The organism is Halopseudomonas yangmingensis (assembly GCF_900114825.1).
GTDB classification, from domain to species: Bacteria; Pseudomonadota; Gammaproteobacteria; order Pseudomonadales; family Pseudomonadaceae; genus Halopseudomonas; species Halopseudomonas yangmingensis.
Genome location: NZ_FOUI01000023.1, coordinates 1 through 15840, shown reverse-complemented (window position 1 = coordinate 15840; position 15840 = coordinate 1). Strand labels below are relative to the sequence as shown.

The 15840-nt window shown below is 57.0% G+C and carries 13 protein-coding genes and 1 tRNA gene; all 14 read right to left on the bottom strand.

The annotated features are described in order from the left end of the window. Window positions 1–452 (bottom strand): GTP-binding protein (locus tag BMZ23_RS14230; protein ID WP_143069609.1); only part of this gene is annotated, 452 nt, incomplete at its 3' end. A gap of 34 nt (window positions 453–486) precedes the next feature. Continuing rightward, window positions 487–2592: an elongation factor G gene (fusA, locus tag BMZ23_RS14225; protein WP_093478876.1), complete on the bottom strand. Its 2106-nt coding sequence runs from the start codon at window positions 2590–2592 to the stop codon at window positions 487–489. A gap of 18 nt (window positions 2593–2610) precedes the next feature. Then, window positions 2611–3084, bottom strand: a complete 474-nt coding sequence (gene rpsG / locus BMZ23_RS14220) for a 30S ribosomal protein S7 (RefSeq protein ID WP_093478873.1) — start codon at window positions 3082–3084, stop codon at window positions 2611–2613. A gap of 97 nt (window positions 3085–3181) precedes the next feature. Then, window positions 3182–3553, bottom strand: coding sequence for a 30S ribosomal protein S12 (gene rpsL, locus BMZ23_RS14215; RefSeq protein ID WP_080048726.1), 372 nt, complete (start codon window positions 3551–3553; stop codon window positions 3182–3184). A 147-nt stretch (window positions 3554–3700) separates the two neighbouring features. Beyond that, entirely contained in the window at window positions 3701–7909 is a 4209-nt protein-coding gene (gene rpoC, locus BMZ23_RS14210) for a DNA-directed RNA polymerase subunit beta' (RefSeq protein WP_093478870.1), read from the bottom strand. A gap of 58 nt (window positions 7910–7967) precedes the next feature. Beyond that, window positions 7968–12038, bottom strand: coding sequence for a DNA-directed RNA polymerase subunit beta (gene rpoB, locus BMZ23_RS14205; RefSeq protein ID WP_093478867.1), 4071 nt, complete (start codon window positions 12036–12038; stop codon window positions 7968–7970). A 213-nt stretch (window positions 12039–12251) separates the two neighbouring features. Then, window positions 12252–12620, bottom strand: coding sequence for a 50S ribosomal protein L7/L12 (rplL, locus tag BMZ23_RS14200; protein WP_093478865.1), 369 nt, complete (start codon window positions 12618–12620; stop codon window positions 12252–12254). Between the two features lie 78 nt (window positions 12621–12698). Continuing rightward, window positions 12699–13199, bottom strand: a complete 501-nt coding sequence (gene rplJ, locus BMZ23_RS14195; protein ID WP_093478862.1) for a 50S ribosomal protein L10 — start codon at window positions 13197–13199, stop codon at window positions 12699–12701. A gap of 201 nt (window positions 13200–13400) precedes the next feature. Further along, window positions 13401–14096 carry a 50S ribosomal protein L1 gene (gene rplA / locus BMZ23_RS14190; RefSeq protein WP_093478859.1) on the bottom strand — a complete coding sequence of 232 codons (696 nt, stop codon included), beginning with the start codon at window positions 14094–14096 and terminating at the stop codon, window positions 13401–13403. After that, complete coding sequence (gene rplK, locus BMZ23_RS14185; protein WP_093478855.1) at window positions 14097–14528, bottom strand: 50S ribosomal protein L11; 432 nt, start codon at window positions 14526–14528, stop codon at window positions 14097–14099. Window positions 14529–14639: 111 nt separating this feature from the next. Beyond that, complete coding sequence (nusG, locus tag BMZ23_RS14180) at window positions 14640–15173, bottom strand: transcription termination/antitermination protein NusG (RefSeq protein ID WP_093478853.1); 534 nt, start codon at window positions 15171–15173, stop codon at window positions 14640–14642. 10 nt (window positions 15174–15183) lie between these two features. Continuing rightward, window positions 15184–15552, bottom strand: coding sequence for a preprotein translocase subunit SecE (gene secE, locus BMZ23_RS14175; RefSeq protein WP_093478850.1), 369 nt, complete (start codon window positions 15550–15552; stop codon window positions 15184–15186). A gap of 37 nt (window positions 15553–15589) precedes the next feature. Next, window positions 15590–15665 (bottom strand) — tRNA-Trp (locus tag BMZ23_RS14170). Window positions 15666–15720: 55 nt separating this feature from the next. Beyond that, window positions 15721–15840: EF-Tu C-terminal domain-related protein (locus BMZ23_RS14165; RefSeq protein WP_483866629.1), on the bottom strand; the 120-nt coding region annotated here is incomplete at its 5' end.

The window sequence follows — 15840 nt, the reverse complement described above, 5'->3', positions numbered from 1 at the left end:
ACCAGTTCCAGCAGCTCTTCGTCATCTACCATGTCGGCCTTGTTCAGGAACACGACAATGTAGGGAACGCCTACCTGGCGGGACAGCAGGATGTGTTCGCGAGTCTGCGGCATCGGGCCGTCAGCAGCGGAGCAAACCAGAATAGCGCCGTCCATCTGGGCAGCACCGGTGATCATGTTCTTCACATAGTCAGCGTGACCAGGGCAGTCAACGTGCGCGTAGTGACGAGTCGGAGAATCGTACTCAACGTGCGAGGTGTTGATGGTGATACCGCGAGCCTTTTCTTCCGGCGCGTTATCGATCTGGTCGAATGCACGAGCAGCACCGCTACCGAATACTTCGGCACATACGCGAGTCAGAGCGGCAGTCAGGGTGGTCTTGCCATGGTCAACGTGACCAATGGTGCCCACGTTCAAGTGCGGTTTGCTGCGTTCAAATTTTTCTTTAGCCACGGTTGATAACCTCTTAAATTAGCTAGGGTTCAAGTTAGCCTTGCTTCTTGATGATTGCTTCAGCGATGTTGGAAGGCGCTTCGGCGTACTTGCTGAACTCCATGGAGTAGCTGGCACGGCCCTGCGACATGGAGCGCACGTCGGTGGCGTAACCGAACATCTCACCAAGCGGAACCTCAGCGCGGATCACCTTGCCGGAGACGGAATCTTCCATACCCTGGATCAGACCGCGACGACGGTTCAAGTCGCCCATTACATCACCCATGTAGTCTTCCGGGGTGACCACTTCGACCTTCATGATCGGTTCCAGCAGTACCGCACCGCCCTTCTGGGCCAGTTGCTTGGTAGCCATGGAAGCGGCGATCTTGAACGCCATTTCGTTGGAGTCGACATCGTGGTAGGAGCCATCAAATACGGTAGCTTTCAGACCAATCAGCGGACAGCCAGCCAGAACACCGTTCTTCATCTGCTCTTCTACACCCTTCTGGATAGCCGGAATGTATTCCTTGGGAATAACACCACCCACTACCTCATTTGCGAAGACCAGGCCTTCGGCACCCTCTTCGGAAGGCTCGAAGCGAATCCAGCAGTGACCGAACTGGCCACGACCACCGGACTGACGAACGAACTTGCCTTCGATCTCGCACTTGTTGCGGATCATTTCACGGTAAGCCACCTGCGGCTTGCCGATGTTGGCCTCAACGTTGAACTCGCGCTTCATACGGTCGACGATGATATCCAGGTGCAATTCACCCATACCACCAATGATGGTCTGACCGGACTCTTCATCAGTCTTGACGCGGAACGACGGATCTTCCTGAGCCAGCTTGCCCAGTGCAATACCCATCTTTTCCTGGTCAGCCTTGGTTTTCGGCTCAACGGCAACGTGAATAACCGGCTCCGGGAAGTCCATGCGCTCCAGAACAATCGGCTTGTCGGCATTACACAGGGTGTCACCGGTGGTGACATCCTTCATACCGATCAGCGCAGCAATATCGCCGGCGCGCACTTCCTTGATTTCTTCACGCTGGTTGGCGTGCATCTGCACCATACGACCAACGCGCTCTTTCTTACCCTTGACCGAGTTGATCACAGAGTCGCCCGACGCAAGAACACCGGAATACACGCGAACGAAGGTCAGCGTACCAACGAAGGGATCGGTGGCGATCTTGAACGCGAGTGCAGCAAAAGGCTCTTCATCGCTCGAGCTGCGGCTGTCAACCTGCTCTTCGTAATCCGGGTGAACACCCTTGATCGCTTCAACTTCGTCCGGGGCCGGAAGATAGTCAATGACCGCATCAAGAACCAGTGGAACACCCTTGTTCTTGAACGAGGTACCACAGACTGCCGGAACAATCTCGCAAGCCAGGGTGCGCTGACGCAGACCTGCCTTGATTTCCTCGTTGGTCAGCTCAACGCCTTCGAGGTACTTGTTCATCAGCTCTTCATTGGCTTCGGCAGCTGCCTCAACCATGTTCGAGCGCCACTCTTCGGCCACATCCTGAAGCTCCGCAGGAATTTCTTCCTCGCGATAGGTCATGCCCTTGTCTTCATCGCTCCAGTAGATCGCCTTCATCTTGACCAGATCGATCTGACCGGCAAAGTTCTCTTCCGAACCGATAGCCAGCTGCACCGGAACCGGGGTGTGACCCAGACGCTTTTTGATCTGCTCGACCACGCGCAGGAAGTTTGCACCCTGACGGTCCATCTTGTTCACGTAAACGATACGCGGAACATTGTACTTGTTGGCCTGACGCCATACAGTCTCGGACTGCGGCTCCACACCAGAGGTACCACAAAACACAACAACAGCGCCGTCAAGCACGCGCAGCGAGCGCTCAACTTCAATAGTGAAGTCTACGTGACCGGGGGTGTCGATAACGTTGATGCGGTACTTGTTCGGAAACTGCGCACACGAACCCTGCCAGAAGGTAGTTACGGCAGCGGAGGTAATGGTAATACCCCGCTCCTGCTCCTGCACCATCCAGTCGGTAGTGGCCGCGCCATCGTGCACTTCACCCAGCTTGTGATTGACGCCGGTGTAGAACAGGATCCGCTCGGTAGTAGTAGTCTTGCCCGCATCCACGTGCGCGCAGATACCGATGTTGCGGTACAGATTGATAGGGGTTGTACGAGCCACGGTATTCTCCTGAGTCGTTTAGAAGCGGTAGTGCGAGAAGGCCTTGTTGGCTTCTGCCATGCGGTGAACGTCTTCACGCTTCTTGACTGCAGAACCCTTGCCTTCGGCAGCATCCATCAGCTCGCCAGCCAGACGCAGATCCATGGATTTCTCGCCACGCTTGCGGGCAGCATCAACCAACCAGCGCATTGCCAGGGCATTGCGACGGGAGGGACGCACTTCAACCGGCACCTGATAGGTGGCACCACCTACGCGACGGGATTTAACTTCCACGATGGGAGCGATGGCGTCCAGCGCCTTCTCGAACAACTCCACCGGATTGTCGGTCTTGGTGCGCTCCTTGACCTTCTCCAGGGCACCGTAAACGATACGCTCGGCAACTGACTTCTTGCCGCTCTCCATCACGTGGTTCATAAACTTGGCAAGGATCTGGCTGCCGTATTTCGGCTCTGGCAGGATCTCGCGTTTTGCCGCTACTCTACGTCTTGGCATGATAAGCCCTCAAAACGGTCTTCAGGTTAGCCCGGAACTGCAACAAAATTGTTACGCCCGACCTTACTCTTATCGACTCGAAAAATATGAATTCGGTTTACTTCGGACGCTTGGCGCCGTACTTCGAACGACCCTGCTTACGATCCTTCACGCCGGAGGTATCCAGCGAACCGCGAACAGTGTGATAACGCACACCCGGCAAGTCCTTTACACGACCGCCGCGAATCAGCACAACGCTGTGTTCCTGCAGGTTGTGGCCTTCACCGCCGATATAGGAAGACACTTCGTAGCCGTTGGTGAGACGGACACGACATACTTTACGCAGAGCCGAGTTCGGCTTCTTCGGCGTGGTGGTATACACGCGAGTGCATACGCCACGACGCTGCGGGCAGTTCTGCAGCGCCGGCACGTCGCTCTTTTCAGCGACACGCTTGCGCGGCTTGCGAACCAGCTGGTTGATAGTTGCCATCTAGCAAAGCTCCAATTTATGTCCAATGGACACACTAATAAAAAATGGCAGGACGTGGCGCCCCGCCAATTTTAGGGGTACGGAATCTTACAGAGGCCGAACCCCCGCGTCAAGCTGGTGACTGCGGCAAGCCGCAGTCACCAGTCATCACTCCGACTGCTCTGATTGCTGGTTGAGTGCATCGGAAAGCGCCTGCTGCACTTCTTCCGCACTTACGCGTACCGGTTTGTCTGCCATGCGCTGACGCTTGCGCTCGGCATGGTAGGCCAGGCCGGTACCGGCCGGTATCAGTCGACCAACCACCACGTTTTCCTTCAGGCCGCGCAGGTGATCTCGCTTGCCAGTTACTGCCGCTTCGGTCAGTACGCGGGTGGTTTCCTGGAAGGAGGCCGCAGAGATGAACGATTCGGTGGACAGCGACGCCTTGGTGATACCCAGCAGCACGCGCTCGTACTTGGCCGGGAACTTGTCCTCGCCAGCCAGCTTCTCGTTTTCTTCCAGCACCTGGGTCAGCTCGACCTGGTCACCCTTGATAAAGCTGGAATCACCGGTATCACTGATTTCAACCTTGCGCAGCATCTGGCGGATGGTCACTTCGATGTGCTTGTCGTTGATTTTCACACCCTGCAGGCGGTAAACGTCCTGAATCTCGTTGACGATGTACTTGGCCAGCTCACTCACACCCAGCAGGCGCAAGATGTCGTGCGGGTTACTCGGACCGTCGGAGATCACCTCGCCACGGGTTACCTGCTCGCCTTCAAACACGTTCAGGTGACGCCACTTCGGAATCAGCTCCTCGTACGGCTCGGAACCATCGGTCGGTGTAATAACCAGACGACGCTTGCCCTTGGTTTCCTTGCCGAAGGAAATGGTACCGCTGATTTCGGCGAGGATAGCCGGCTCCTTCGGACGGCGCGCTTCGAAGAGGTCGGCCACACGCGGCAGACCACCGGTAATGTCGCGGGTCTTCGAGGTTTCCTGCGGAATACGCGCAACCACGTCACCGATACGAACTTTGGCGCCGTCAGTCAGGTTGACCAGAGCGTTGGCCGGCAGGAAATACTGGGCCGGCACATCAGTGCCCGGCAGCATCAACTCTTTGCCATTGTCATCCAGCAGCTTGATGGTGGCGCGAATATCCTTGCCAGCAGCCGGGCGGTCCTTCGGATCCATGATCTCGATCACGGTCAAACCGGTCAGCTCGTCTGTGGTGCGCTTCATTGTGATGCCTTCGTCCATACCGACAAAGGCCACGTTGCCGTCGATCTCAGTGACGATCGGGTGTGTGTGCGGATCCCATTTGGCCACTACCGCGCCTGCATCCACTACTTCACCTTCCTTCACCGAAATCACTGCGCCGTAAGGCAGCTTGTAGCGCTCGCGCTCGCGGCCAAACTCGTCAGCCACTGCCAGTTCACCGGAGCGGGACACCGCTACCAGTGCACCATCAGCACGCTCGACGTGCTTCAGGTTGTGCAGGCGCACAGTGCCGCCATTCTTTACCTGAACACTGTCTGCGGCGGAGGTCCGGCTGGCGGCACCACCGATGTGGAAGGTACGCATGGTCAGCTGGGTACCCGGCTCACCGATTGACTGGGCCGCGATGACACCGACCGCCTCACCACGATTGATCAGGTGACCACGCGCCAAATCGCGACCGTAACAGGTAGAGCACACGCCATAACGGGTTTCACAGGTAATCGGCGAGCGGACCAGCACCTCGTCAACGCTGTTCAATTCGAGGAATTCAACCCACTTTTCGTCGATCAGTGTTCCCGCCGGGACAATTACTTCCTCGGTGCCAGGCTTGCACACATCGCGGGCCACCACACGACCAAGTACTCGCTCACCCAGCGGCTCAACGATATCACCGCCTTCAATGTGCGGAGACATCAGCAGACCCTGCTCGGTGCCACAGTCAAGCTCTGTGATCACCAGGTCCTGTGCCACATCCACCAGACGACGGGTCAGGTAACCGGAGTTTGCTGTCTTCAGTGCAGTATCTGCCAGACCCTTACGGGCACCGTGGGTAGAGATAAAGTACTGCAGTACGTTCAGACCTTCGCGGAAGTTGGCGGTAATCGGCGTTTCGATGATCGAGCCATCCGGCTTGGCCATCAGGCCCCGCATACCCGCCAGCTGACGGATCTGGGCGGCGGAACCCCGCGCGCCGGAGTCAGCCATCATATACATGGAGTTGAACGACTCCTGGTCAACCTCGTTACCCTTGCGATCAAGCACACGGGTAGTTTTCAGGTTGTCCATCATCGCCTTGGAGATCTCGTCGTTGGCCTTGGACCACAGGTCGATCACCTTGTTGTACTTCTCACCCTGGGTAACCAGACCGGAGGCATACTGGTCCTCGATCTCCTTCACCTCTTCGGTAGCCTCATCAATGATGCGCGCCTTCTCATCGGGGATGACGAAGTCGTTGACACCAATCGAGGCACCGGAGATGGTCGAATAGGCAAAGCCGGTGTACATCAGCTGGTCAGCGAAGATCACGGTTTCCTTCAGACCCACCACGCGATAGCACTGGTTTATCAGACGGGAAATTGCCTTTTTCTTCAGCGGCTGGTCGACCAGCTCATAGGGCAGCCCCTTCGGCAGGATCTGGAACAGCAGGGCGCGGCCGACCGTGGTGTCGACAATACGGGTCTCGGTAGTCCAGCTGTCGTCCTTGTGCTTGACGGTCTCGGTGATACGCACCTTGACGCGCGCATGCAGGTCAACCTGGTTACTGCGATAGGCCATTTCCACTTCATTGACATTGGCAAAGCGCATATCTTCGCCACGCGCATTGATGCGGTCACGGGTCATGTAGTACAGACCCAGAACCACGTCCTGCGACGGCACGATAATCGGCTCGCCGGATGCTGGCGACAGGATGTTGTTGGTCGACATCATCAGCGCACGGGCTTCCAGCTGGGCCTCGAGGGTCAGCGGGACGTGCACGGCCATCTGGTCACCGTCAAAGTCGGCGTTGTAGGCGGCACACACCAGCGGGTGCAGCTGAATCGCCTTGCCTTCAATGAGCACCGGCTCGAACGCCTGGATACCCAGACGGTGCAGGGTTGGCGCACGGTTCAGCAGTACCGGGTGTTCGCGAATTACCTCGGCGAGGATATCCCACACCTCGGGCAGCTCGCGCTCGACCATCTTTTTGGCGGCCTTAATGGTGGTCGCCAGACCACGGTGCTCCAGCTTGCCAAAAATGAACGGCTTGAACAGCTCAAGAGCCATTTTCTTCGGCAGACCGCACTGGTGCAGGCGCAGGGTCGGGCCTACCACGATCACCGAACGACCGGAGTAGTCCACACGCTTGCCCAGCAGGTTCTGGCGGAATCGCCCCTGCTTGCCCTTGATCATGTCGGCCAGCGACTTCAGCGGGCGCTTGTTGGTGCCGGTGATCGCACGGCCACGACGGCCGTTGTCCAGCAGCGCATCTACCGACTCCTGCAGCATGCGCTTTTCGTTGCGCACGATGATATCCGGCGCCGACAGATCAAGCAGGCGCTTCAGACGGTTGTTGCGGTTGATCACCCGGCGGTACAGATCGTTCAGATCCGAGGTGGCAAAACGGCCGCCATCCAGCGGTACCAGCGGACGCAGGTCCGGCGGCAACACGGGAAGTACAGTCATTACCATCCATTCGGGCTTGTTGCCGGAGCCATCAAAGGCTTCCATCAACTTCAGGCGCTTGGACAGCTTCTTGATCTTGGTTTCCGAGGTAGTCTGCGGGATTTCTTCGCGCAGCTTGGCGATCTCATGCGGCAGATCCATACCCGACAGCAGCTGGAACACGGCTTCAGCACCCATGCGTGCGTCAAACTCGTCGCCAAACTCCTCCAGCGCCTCGAAGTACTGCTCATCATTGAGCAGCTGACCCTTTTCCAGGGTGGTCATGCCTGGCTCAATCACAACGTAGCTTTCAAAGTACAGCACACGCTCGATGTCGCGCAGCGTCATGTCGAGCAGCAGACCAATACGGGACGGCAGCGACTTGAGGAACCAGATGTGGGCCACCGGCGATGCCAGTTCAATATGACCCATGCGCTCACGGCGGACTTTGGCCAGCGCCACTTCTACGCCGCACTTCTCGCAGATCACGCCGCGATGCTTGAGGCGCTTGTACTTGCCGCACAGGCACTCGTAGTCCTTCACCGGGCCAAAGATCTTGGCACAGAACAGGCCGTCACGCTCCGGCTTGAAGGTTCGGTAGTTGATGGTCTCCGGCTTTTTAACTTCGCCGAAGGACCAGGACCGGATCATTTCCGGTGATGCCAGGCCGATTCGGATGGAATCGAACTCTTCAATCTGTCCCTGGGACTTGAGCAGGTTCAGTAAGTCTTTCAAGGCCTATACTCCTCGCAGTGCACCGGGCCGCCAGGCCCGGTGCGTGGGCAGTCGATGGTTATTCGGATTCCAGCTCGATATCGATACCGAGCGAACGGATTTCCTTGACCAGCACGTTGAAGGATTCCGGCATGCCGGCCTCCATGCGGTGGTCGCCGTCCACGATGTTCTTGTACATCTTGGTCCGGCCGTTCACGTCGTCCGACTTCACGGTCAGCATTTCTTGCAGGGTGTAGGCGGCGCCATAGGCTTCCAGTGCCCAGACCTCCATCTCCCCGAAGCGCTGACCACCGAACTGCGCCTTGCCGCCCAGCGGTTGCTGGGTAACCAGACTGTAGGAACCGGTAGAGCGTGCATGCATCTTGTCATCCACCAGGTGGTTGAGCTTGAGCATGTACATATAGCCCACAGTTACCGGACGATCGAAGGTGTTACCGGTGCGACCGTCATACAGACGCATCTGACCACTGTCCGGCAGATCAGCGAGGCGCAGCATATGCTTGATCTCGCTTTCATGGGCCCCATCGAATACCGCTGTTGCCATAGGTACACCGGCACGCAGGTTACCGGCCAGTTCGATAATCTCGGCATCACTGAGCGAACCCAGATCTTCCTGGCGACCACCAACCTTGTTGTAAACCTCGTCAAGGAACTCACGCAGTTCGGCAACCTTGCGCTGCTCTTCGAGCATGCGGTTGATCTTTTCACCCAACCCCTTGGCAGCGAGCCCCAGGTGAGTTTCCAGAATCTGCCCGACGTTCATCCGCGAAGGTACGCCCAGCGGGTTAAGGACGATATCCACCGGATTGCCATTCTCGTCGTGGGGCATGTCCTCAACCGGCATGATTACAGAGATGACACCCTTGTTACCGTGACGGCCGGCCATCTTGTCACCCGGCTGGATACGACGCTTGATCGCCAGATACACCTTGACGATCTTCAGTACGCCAGGCGCCAGATCATCACCCTGCTGCAGCTTGCGCTTCTTGTCCTCGAACTTCTCGTCAAGCAGCTTGCGACGATCGGAAAGATAGGCCTGAGCCTTTTCCAGCTGCTCGTTGAGCAGGTCTTCAGCCATGCGAAGCTTGAACCAGCTACCGTGCTCGATACCGTCCAGCATCTCGTCGGTCAGCTTGCTGCCCTTCTTGACGCCAGCACCGCCTTCGGCTGTCTGTCCGACCAGTGCAGCACGCAGACGCTCGAAAGTTGCCACCTCAACGATGCGGAACTCTTCCTGCAGGTTCTTGCGGATCTCGTCGAGCTGCTGCTTTTCAATCGACAGCGCACGGGAGTCACGCTCGACGCCATCGCGGATAAACACCTGCACGTCGATAACTGTCCCTTTGGTTCCGGTCGGAACACGCAGGGAGGTATCCTTGACGTCACTGGCCTTCTCGCCAAAGATCGCACGCAGAAGCTTCTCTTCCGGCGTCAGCTGGGTTTCGCCCTTGGGCGTTACCTTGCCGACCAGAATGTCGCCAGGGCCAACTTCGGCGCCCACGTAGACGATACCCGCTTCATCCAGCTTGCCCAGGGCAGCTTCACCGACATTGGGGATGTCCGAGGTGATTTCCTCTGGCCCCAGCTTGGTGTCACGCGATACGCACGTCAGTTCCTGGATATGGATAGTGGTGAAACGGTCTTCCTGCACCACGCGCTCAGAGACCAGAATCGAGTCTTCGAAGTTGTAGCCATTCCACGGCATAAACGCCACGCGCATATTCTGGCCCAGGGCCAGTTCACCCATGTCGACAGAGGAACCGTCGGCGAGGATGTCGTTGCGGCGCACCACATCACCCTTCTTCACCAGCGGACGCTGGTTGATGCAGGTGTTCTGGTTGGAGCGGGTGTACTTGGTCAGGGTGTAGATATCCACACCAGCCTCACCGGCCTCAACCTGGTCATCGGCAACCCGGACCACGATGCGGCTGGCATCCACCGAGTCGATCACGCCGCCACGCAGGGCAGTCACGCAAACACCGGAATCGCGCGCCACGTTGCGCTCCATACCGGTACCTACCAGCGGCTTTTCGGCACGCAGGGTCGGTACAGCCTGTCGCTGCATGTTCGAACCCATCAGGGCCCGGTTGGCGTCGTCGTGCTCGAGGAACGGAATCAGTGACGCAGCGACCGAAACCACCTGACGTGGCGACACGTCCATCAGGGTCACCTCGTTAGGCGCCTTGACGGTGAATTCATTCATGTGACGCACGGCCACCAGATCATCGACCAACTTGCCCTCTTCAACACGGGCACTGGCCTGGGCGATCACATGGTCAGCCTCTTCGATTGCCGAGAGGAACACGATCTCGTCAGTGACCACAGCATCCTTGACGATGCGGTAGGGACTTTCGAGGAAGCCATACTGGTTGGTGCGAGCGTAGGTGGCCAGCGAGTTGATCAGGCCGATGTTCGGGCCTTCCGGTGTTTCGATCGGGCAGACACGGCCATAGTGGGTCGGATGCACGTCACGCACTTCGAAACCCGCGCGCTCACGGGTCAGACCGCCCGGGCCAAGGGCCGAAACACGGCGCTTGTGGGTGATTTCCGAGAGCGGGTTATTCTGGTCCATGAACTGCGACAGCTGGCTGGAGCCAAAGAACTCCTTGACCGCTGCGGCTACCGGCTTGGCATTGATCAGATCCTGCGGCATCAGGCCTTCGCTTTCAGCCATCGACAGACGCTCTTTCACTGCACGCTCGACACGCACCAGACCGATACGGAACTGGTTTTCGGCCATTTCACCAACCGAGCGGATCCGGCGGTTACCGAGGTGGTCAATATCATCCACCACGCCCTTGCCGTTACGGATCTCCACCAGGGTCTTGAGCACATCGACGATGTCTTCCTTGCTCAGAACGCCAGCGCCTTCAATCTCTTCGCGACCGATACGACGATTGAACTTCATCCGGCCAACGGCTGACAGGTCGTAGCGCTCACTGCTGAAGAACAAATTACCAAACAGAGTCTCGGCAGCTTCCTTGGTAGGTGGCTCGCCAGGACGCATCATGCGGTAAATTTCCACCAGCGCTTCAAGCTGGCTGTTGGTACCGTCGATACGCAGCGTGTCGGAGATGAACGGACCGCAGTCGATCTCGTTGGTATACAGCGTCTCCAGTCGGGACACCTGTGCCTTGGCCAGCTTGCCTGCCAGCTCGGCAGTGATCTCGGTATTGCACTCTGCAATGATTTCACCGGTAGCGGGGTGCACAACCGGCTTGGCTATAGTGCGACCGATCAAATATTCGAAGGGCACTTCGAGGCTGTTGATACCGGCCTTTTCCAGCTGGTTGATATGCCGTGCAGTAATACGCCGACCCTTCTCAACCAGCACTTTACCCTTGGCATCCTTGATGTCGAAGGTGGCAATCTCGCCACGCAGACGGTGGGGGACCAACTCCAGCTGCAGGTTTTCACCGGCGCTCTGGAAGACATTGGTGTCATAGAAGTGATCAAGAATCTCGTCAGTCTGGTAACCCAGCGCACGCAACAACACACTGGCCGGCAGCTTCCGGCGGCGGTCGATGCGGACGAATACGCAATCTTTGGGGTCGAACTCAAAGTCCAGCCAGGATCCACGGTAAGGAATCACGCGGGCCGAGTACAGGAGCTTGCCAGAACTGTGGGTCTTGCCGCGGTCATGATCGAAGAACACACCCGGGCTGCGATGCAGCTGGGAGACGATAACTCGCTCGGTACCGTTGATAACAAAGGTACCGTTTTCGGTCATCAGGGGGATTTCCCCCATATAGACTTCCTGCTCCTTGATGTCCTTGATCGCCTTGTTAGACGACTCACGATCAAAGATGATCAGTCGTACCTTGACCCGCAGCGGCACTGCGTAGGTCACACCACGCAGAACACACTCCTTGACATCAAAGGCTGGATCGCCAAGGCGATAGCCAACGTATTCGAGTGCCGCATTACCGGAGTAGCTGATAATGGGGAAAACAGATTTGAAGGCCGCGTGCAGACCGATATCACGGATCTGTTCCTTCGACATGCCGGTTTGCAGGAACTCACGATAGGAGTCCAACTGGATGGCCAACAGATAGGGCACATCCATTACATGCGGCAGTTTGCCAAAGTCCTTGCGGATACGTTTTTTCTCAGTATATGAGTAAGCCATCAGCGTTCCCCAGCTTGGTAACCTGCTTGATAGGTCCCGCCTGATGGCAAGACCTGAAATGCGTGCAAGCCCTAAGTCTTGCTCACTCCGCGGAGTGGATCCGCTGCCTGCACTACAGAGGCAGGCTAGAACGGAAAAAGGCCGGTGGCACATCGGCCACCAGCCATCAATCTGACCTGATCAATCAGATTGTCGACGCAAGGTCGTGCCAGCTTACTTGAGCTCGACCTTGGCACCAGCTTCTTCCAGGGACTTCTTGGCCGCTTCGGCCTCGTCCTTGGAAACGCCTTCCTTAACAGTGCTAGGAGCGCCATCAACCATTGCCTTGGCTTCCTTCAGACCCAGACCGGTCAGCTCGCGTACGGCCTTGATCACGTTCACTTTCTTCTCACCGGCTTCGGCCAGAATAACGTTGAACTCGGTCTGCTCTTCTACAGCAGCGGCAGCAGCGGCCGGACCGGCAGCAACGGCAGCAGCAGCAGTTACACCGAACTTCTCTTCCATTGCCTTGATCAGTTCTACAACCTGCATCACGGACATGTCGGAAACGGCGTTGATGATATCTTCGTTGGTCAGAGCCATGACTCTATATTCCTGTATTGGGGACGGCGCCCGGGCCGTCGAAATTGAATGCAAACGAGGAAGCGCAGACTCTGCCAATCAGGCAGCTTCGGCTTCCTTCTGATCGCGTACGGCGGCCAGAGTACGAACGAACTTGCTGGTTGCGCCCTGCATGACGCTCATCAGCTGTGCAATTGCTTCGTCGTAAGTCGGCAAGGATGCCAGCACGTCGACCTGATTGGCTGCAAGGAAGTTGCCTTCAAACGCAGCGGCCTTGATCTCAAACTTGTCCTGTCCCTTGGCGAAGTCCTTGAACAGACGGGCAGCGGCGCCCGGATGCTCGTTGGAAAACGCGATCAGAGTCGGACCGACAAAGACTTCGCTCAGGCACACATAATCAGTGCCCTCAACGGCACGACGCAGCAAAGTGTTACGTACGACACGTACATAAACACCAGCTTCGCGTGCTTCTTTGCGCAGTTTGGTCATGGCAGCTACGCTCACACCGCGGGCATCAGCCACAACGGCAGACAGCGCACCTTTGGCAGCTTCGTTGACTTCAGCGACGATGGCCTTTTTGTCTTCGAGCTTGATTGCCACGGGTTTCACTCCTGGATTTACCATTGACCACCCTCGCGGGTGGCAAGTTTTGGTGTCAGATCCAGCCTGCACTGAATCGGGAGCACCATCTGCGTAGGCTTGGGGTTTAAGGCTTGCGCCGCCTACGGTCTTGGACAGCCCCCGCATGGCAGGGACCCCAATAAGTGGCATGCTCCAGAGAGCACGCCGTTAAAGCTTTTATCAGATGTTCAGGGAAGCCTGATCGATCTGTACACCCGGACCCATGGTAGTGCTCAGGGATACGCGCTTCAGATACACACCCTTGGAGGTCGACGGCTTGGCCTTTTTCAGGTCTGCCAGCAGCGCCTCTACGTTCTCCTTCAGCTTGGTTGCTTCGAAGCCAACCTTGCCAATGGAGCAATGAATGATGCCATTCTTGTCGGTGCGGTAACGAACCTGACCAGCCTTGGCGTTTTTCACGGCAGTGCCCACATCAGCAGCCACAGTGCCAACCTTGGGGTTCGGCATCAGGCCACGCGGACCCAGAATCTGGCCCAGTTGACCCACAACGCGCATCGCATCCGGAGAAGCGATAACCACGTCATAGTTCAGATCACCGGCTTTCATTTCGGCCGCCAGATCATCCATACCGACCTTGTCGGCACCGGCAGCCAGTGCGGCTTCGGCATTTGCACCCTGGGTAAACACGGCAACACGAACAGTCTTGCCGGTGCCATGTGGCAGCAGGGTCGCACCGCGCACTACCTGATCGGATTTACGCGGATCAACACCCAGATTCACCGCGACGTCGAACGACTCGGTGAACTTGACGTTGGAAACTTCGGCCAGCAGCGTTGCCGCCTCTTCAAAGGAATAAGCCTTGTTGGCCTGAACCTTTTCGTTGATTGCCTTCTGGCGCTTGGTCAGCTTGGCCATTTACACACCCTCCACATTCAGACCCATACTACGGGCAGAACCCGCGATGGTACGTACGGCAGCGTCCAGATCGGCAGCGGTAAGATCAGCTTGCTTGGTCTTGGCGATCTCTTCCAGCTGGGCACGGGTAACAGTGCCAACCTTCTGGCTATTGGGACGGGCGGAGCCACTCTTCAAACCAGCGGCCTTCAGCAGCAGTACAGCGGCCGGAGTGCTCTTGGTTTCAAAGGTAAAGCTGCGGTCGCTGTAAACAGTGATGATCACAGGGGTCGGCAGACCGGGCTCCATACCCTGAGTCTTGGCGTTGAACGCCTTGCAGAATTCCATGATATTCACACCGTGCTGACCCAGAGCCGGACCTACCGGCGGACTCGGGTTAGCCTGACCGGCCTTGACCTGCAGCTTGATATAAGCCTGAATCTTCTTTGCCATGATTTTCTCCTGTGGGTATGACGCCTTACGGCTCCCCGTTTCTTGCCTACTCCAGTGACGACAAAACCCCGCACTGCTTAGCGCACTGCAGGGCTAGCCATCAAACTGGACTCAGGCCTTCTCTACCTGGCCGAACTCAAGCTCAACCGGCGTAGGACGACCAAAAATGAGAACAGCGACCTGAACGCGACTCTTCTCGTAATTAACTTCTTCAACAACACCATTGAAATCCGCGAACGGGCCATCTGTGACCCGCACAACCTCGCCCGGCTCGAACAAGGTTTTTGGACGCGGCTTGTCAGTACCATCAGCAACACGACGCAGAATCGCTTCAGCTTCCTTGTCTGTGATTGGCGCCGGCTTGTCAGCCGTACCACCAATAAAGCCCAGAACGCGGGAGGTATCCTTGACCAGGTGCCAGGTTCCCTCACTCATTTCCATCTGAACAAGCACATAACCGGGGAAGAACTTTCGCTCACTCTTGCGCTTCTGACCATTGCGCATTTCCACCACTTCTTCGGTGGGAACCAGGATCTCGCCAAACTGCTCTTCCATACCGGCGAGTTTGATACGCTCCTTCAGCGAGCGCATGACATGCTTTTCGAATCCCGAATACGCATGCACAACATACCAACGCTTAGACACGGAGCACCCTTTACGCAATCAAAAGTGAAATGATCCAGCCGAAAAAGCTATCCAACCCCCAAAGAACCAACGCCATAACAACCACTACAGCAAGTACGATCAGGGTTGTCTGAGTTGTTTCAGGGCGGGTAGGCCAAACGACCTTGCGAATTTCAATTCGCGACTCTTTCAGCAGAGACCAGAAGGCCTTGCCTTTTGCAGTCTGCAGCGCAACAAAGCCGGCCAGACCGGCCAGCACGACCAGCGCAACAGCGCGATACAGAACAGATTCAGCCTGAAAATAGTGATTTCCGTAAACGCCGGCAGCTACGATAATGGCGACAACAATCCACTTGAGCATATCCAAGCGATTATCTTGATGCTCTGCCTTTGCACTCATGAATCACAGGGTCCTGTTCTGAAAGCCAGATATAATCTGGCAGGCCAGGAGGGAATCGAACCCCCAACCTGCGGTTTTGGAGACCGCCGCTCTGCCAATTGAGCTACTGGCCTGTATTGGCAACTGAGCCGGCAATACTACCGGCTCAGCAATGCAAGATCAATGGGTTTATTCGATGATCTTGGCTACGACACCGGCACCAACGGTACGACCACCTTCGCGGATCGCGAAGCGCAGGCCGTCTTCCATGGCGATCGGAGCGATCAGGGTCACAACCAGCTTGACGTT

Bases quoted from the DNA above. Each gene is read 5' to 3' on its own strand.
- rpsG (WP_093478873.1), bottom strand. From the start codon at position 3,084: ATGCCAAGACGTAGAGTAGCGGCAAAACGCGAGATCCTGCCAGAGCCG.
- rpsL (WP_080048726.1), bottom strand. From the start codon at position 3,553: ATGGCAACTATCAACCAGCTGGTTCGCAAGCCGCGCAAGCGTGTCGCT.
- rpoB (WP_093478867.1), bottom strand. From the start codon at position 12,038: ATGGCTTACTCATATACTGAGAAAAAACGTATCCGCAAGGACTTTGGC.
- rplL (WP_093478865.1), bottom strand. From the start codon at position 12,620: ATGGCTCTGACCAACGAAGATATCATCAACGCCGTTTCCGACATGTCC.
- rplA (WP_093478859.1), bottom strand. From the start codon at position 14,096: ATGGCCAAGCTGACCAAGCGCCAGAAGGCAATCAACGAAAAGGTTCAG.
- rplK (WP_093478855.1), bottom strand. From the start codon at position 14,528: ATGGCAAAGAAGATTCAGGCTTATATCAAGCTGCAGGTCAAGGCCGGT.
- secE (WP_093478850.1), bottom strand. From the start codon at position 15,552: ATGAGTGCAAAGGCAGAGCATCAAGATAATCGCTTGGATATGCTCAAG.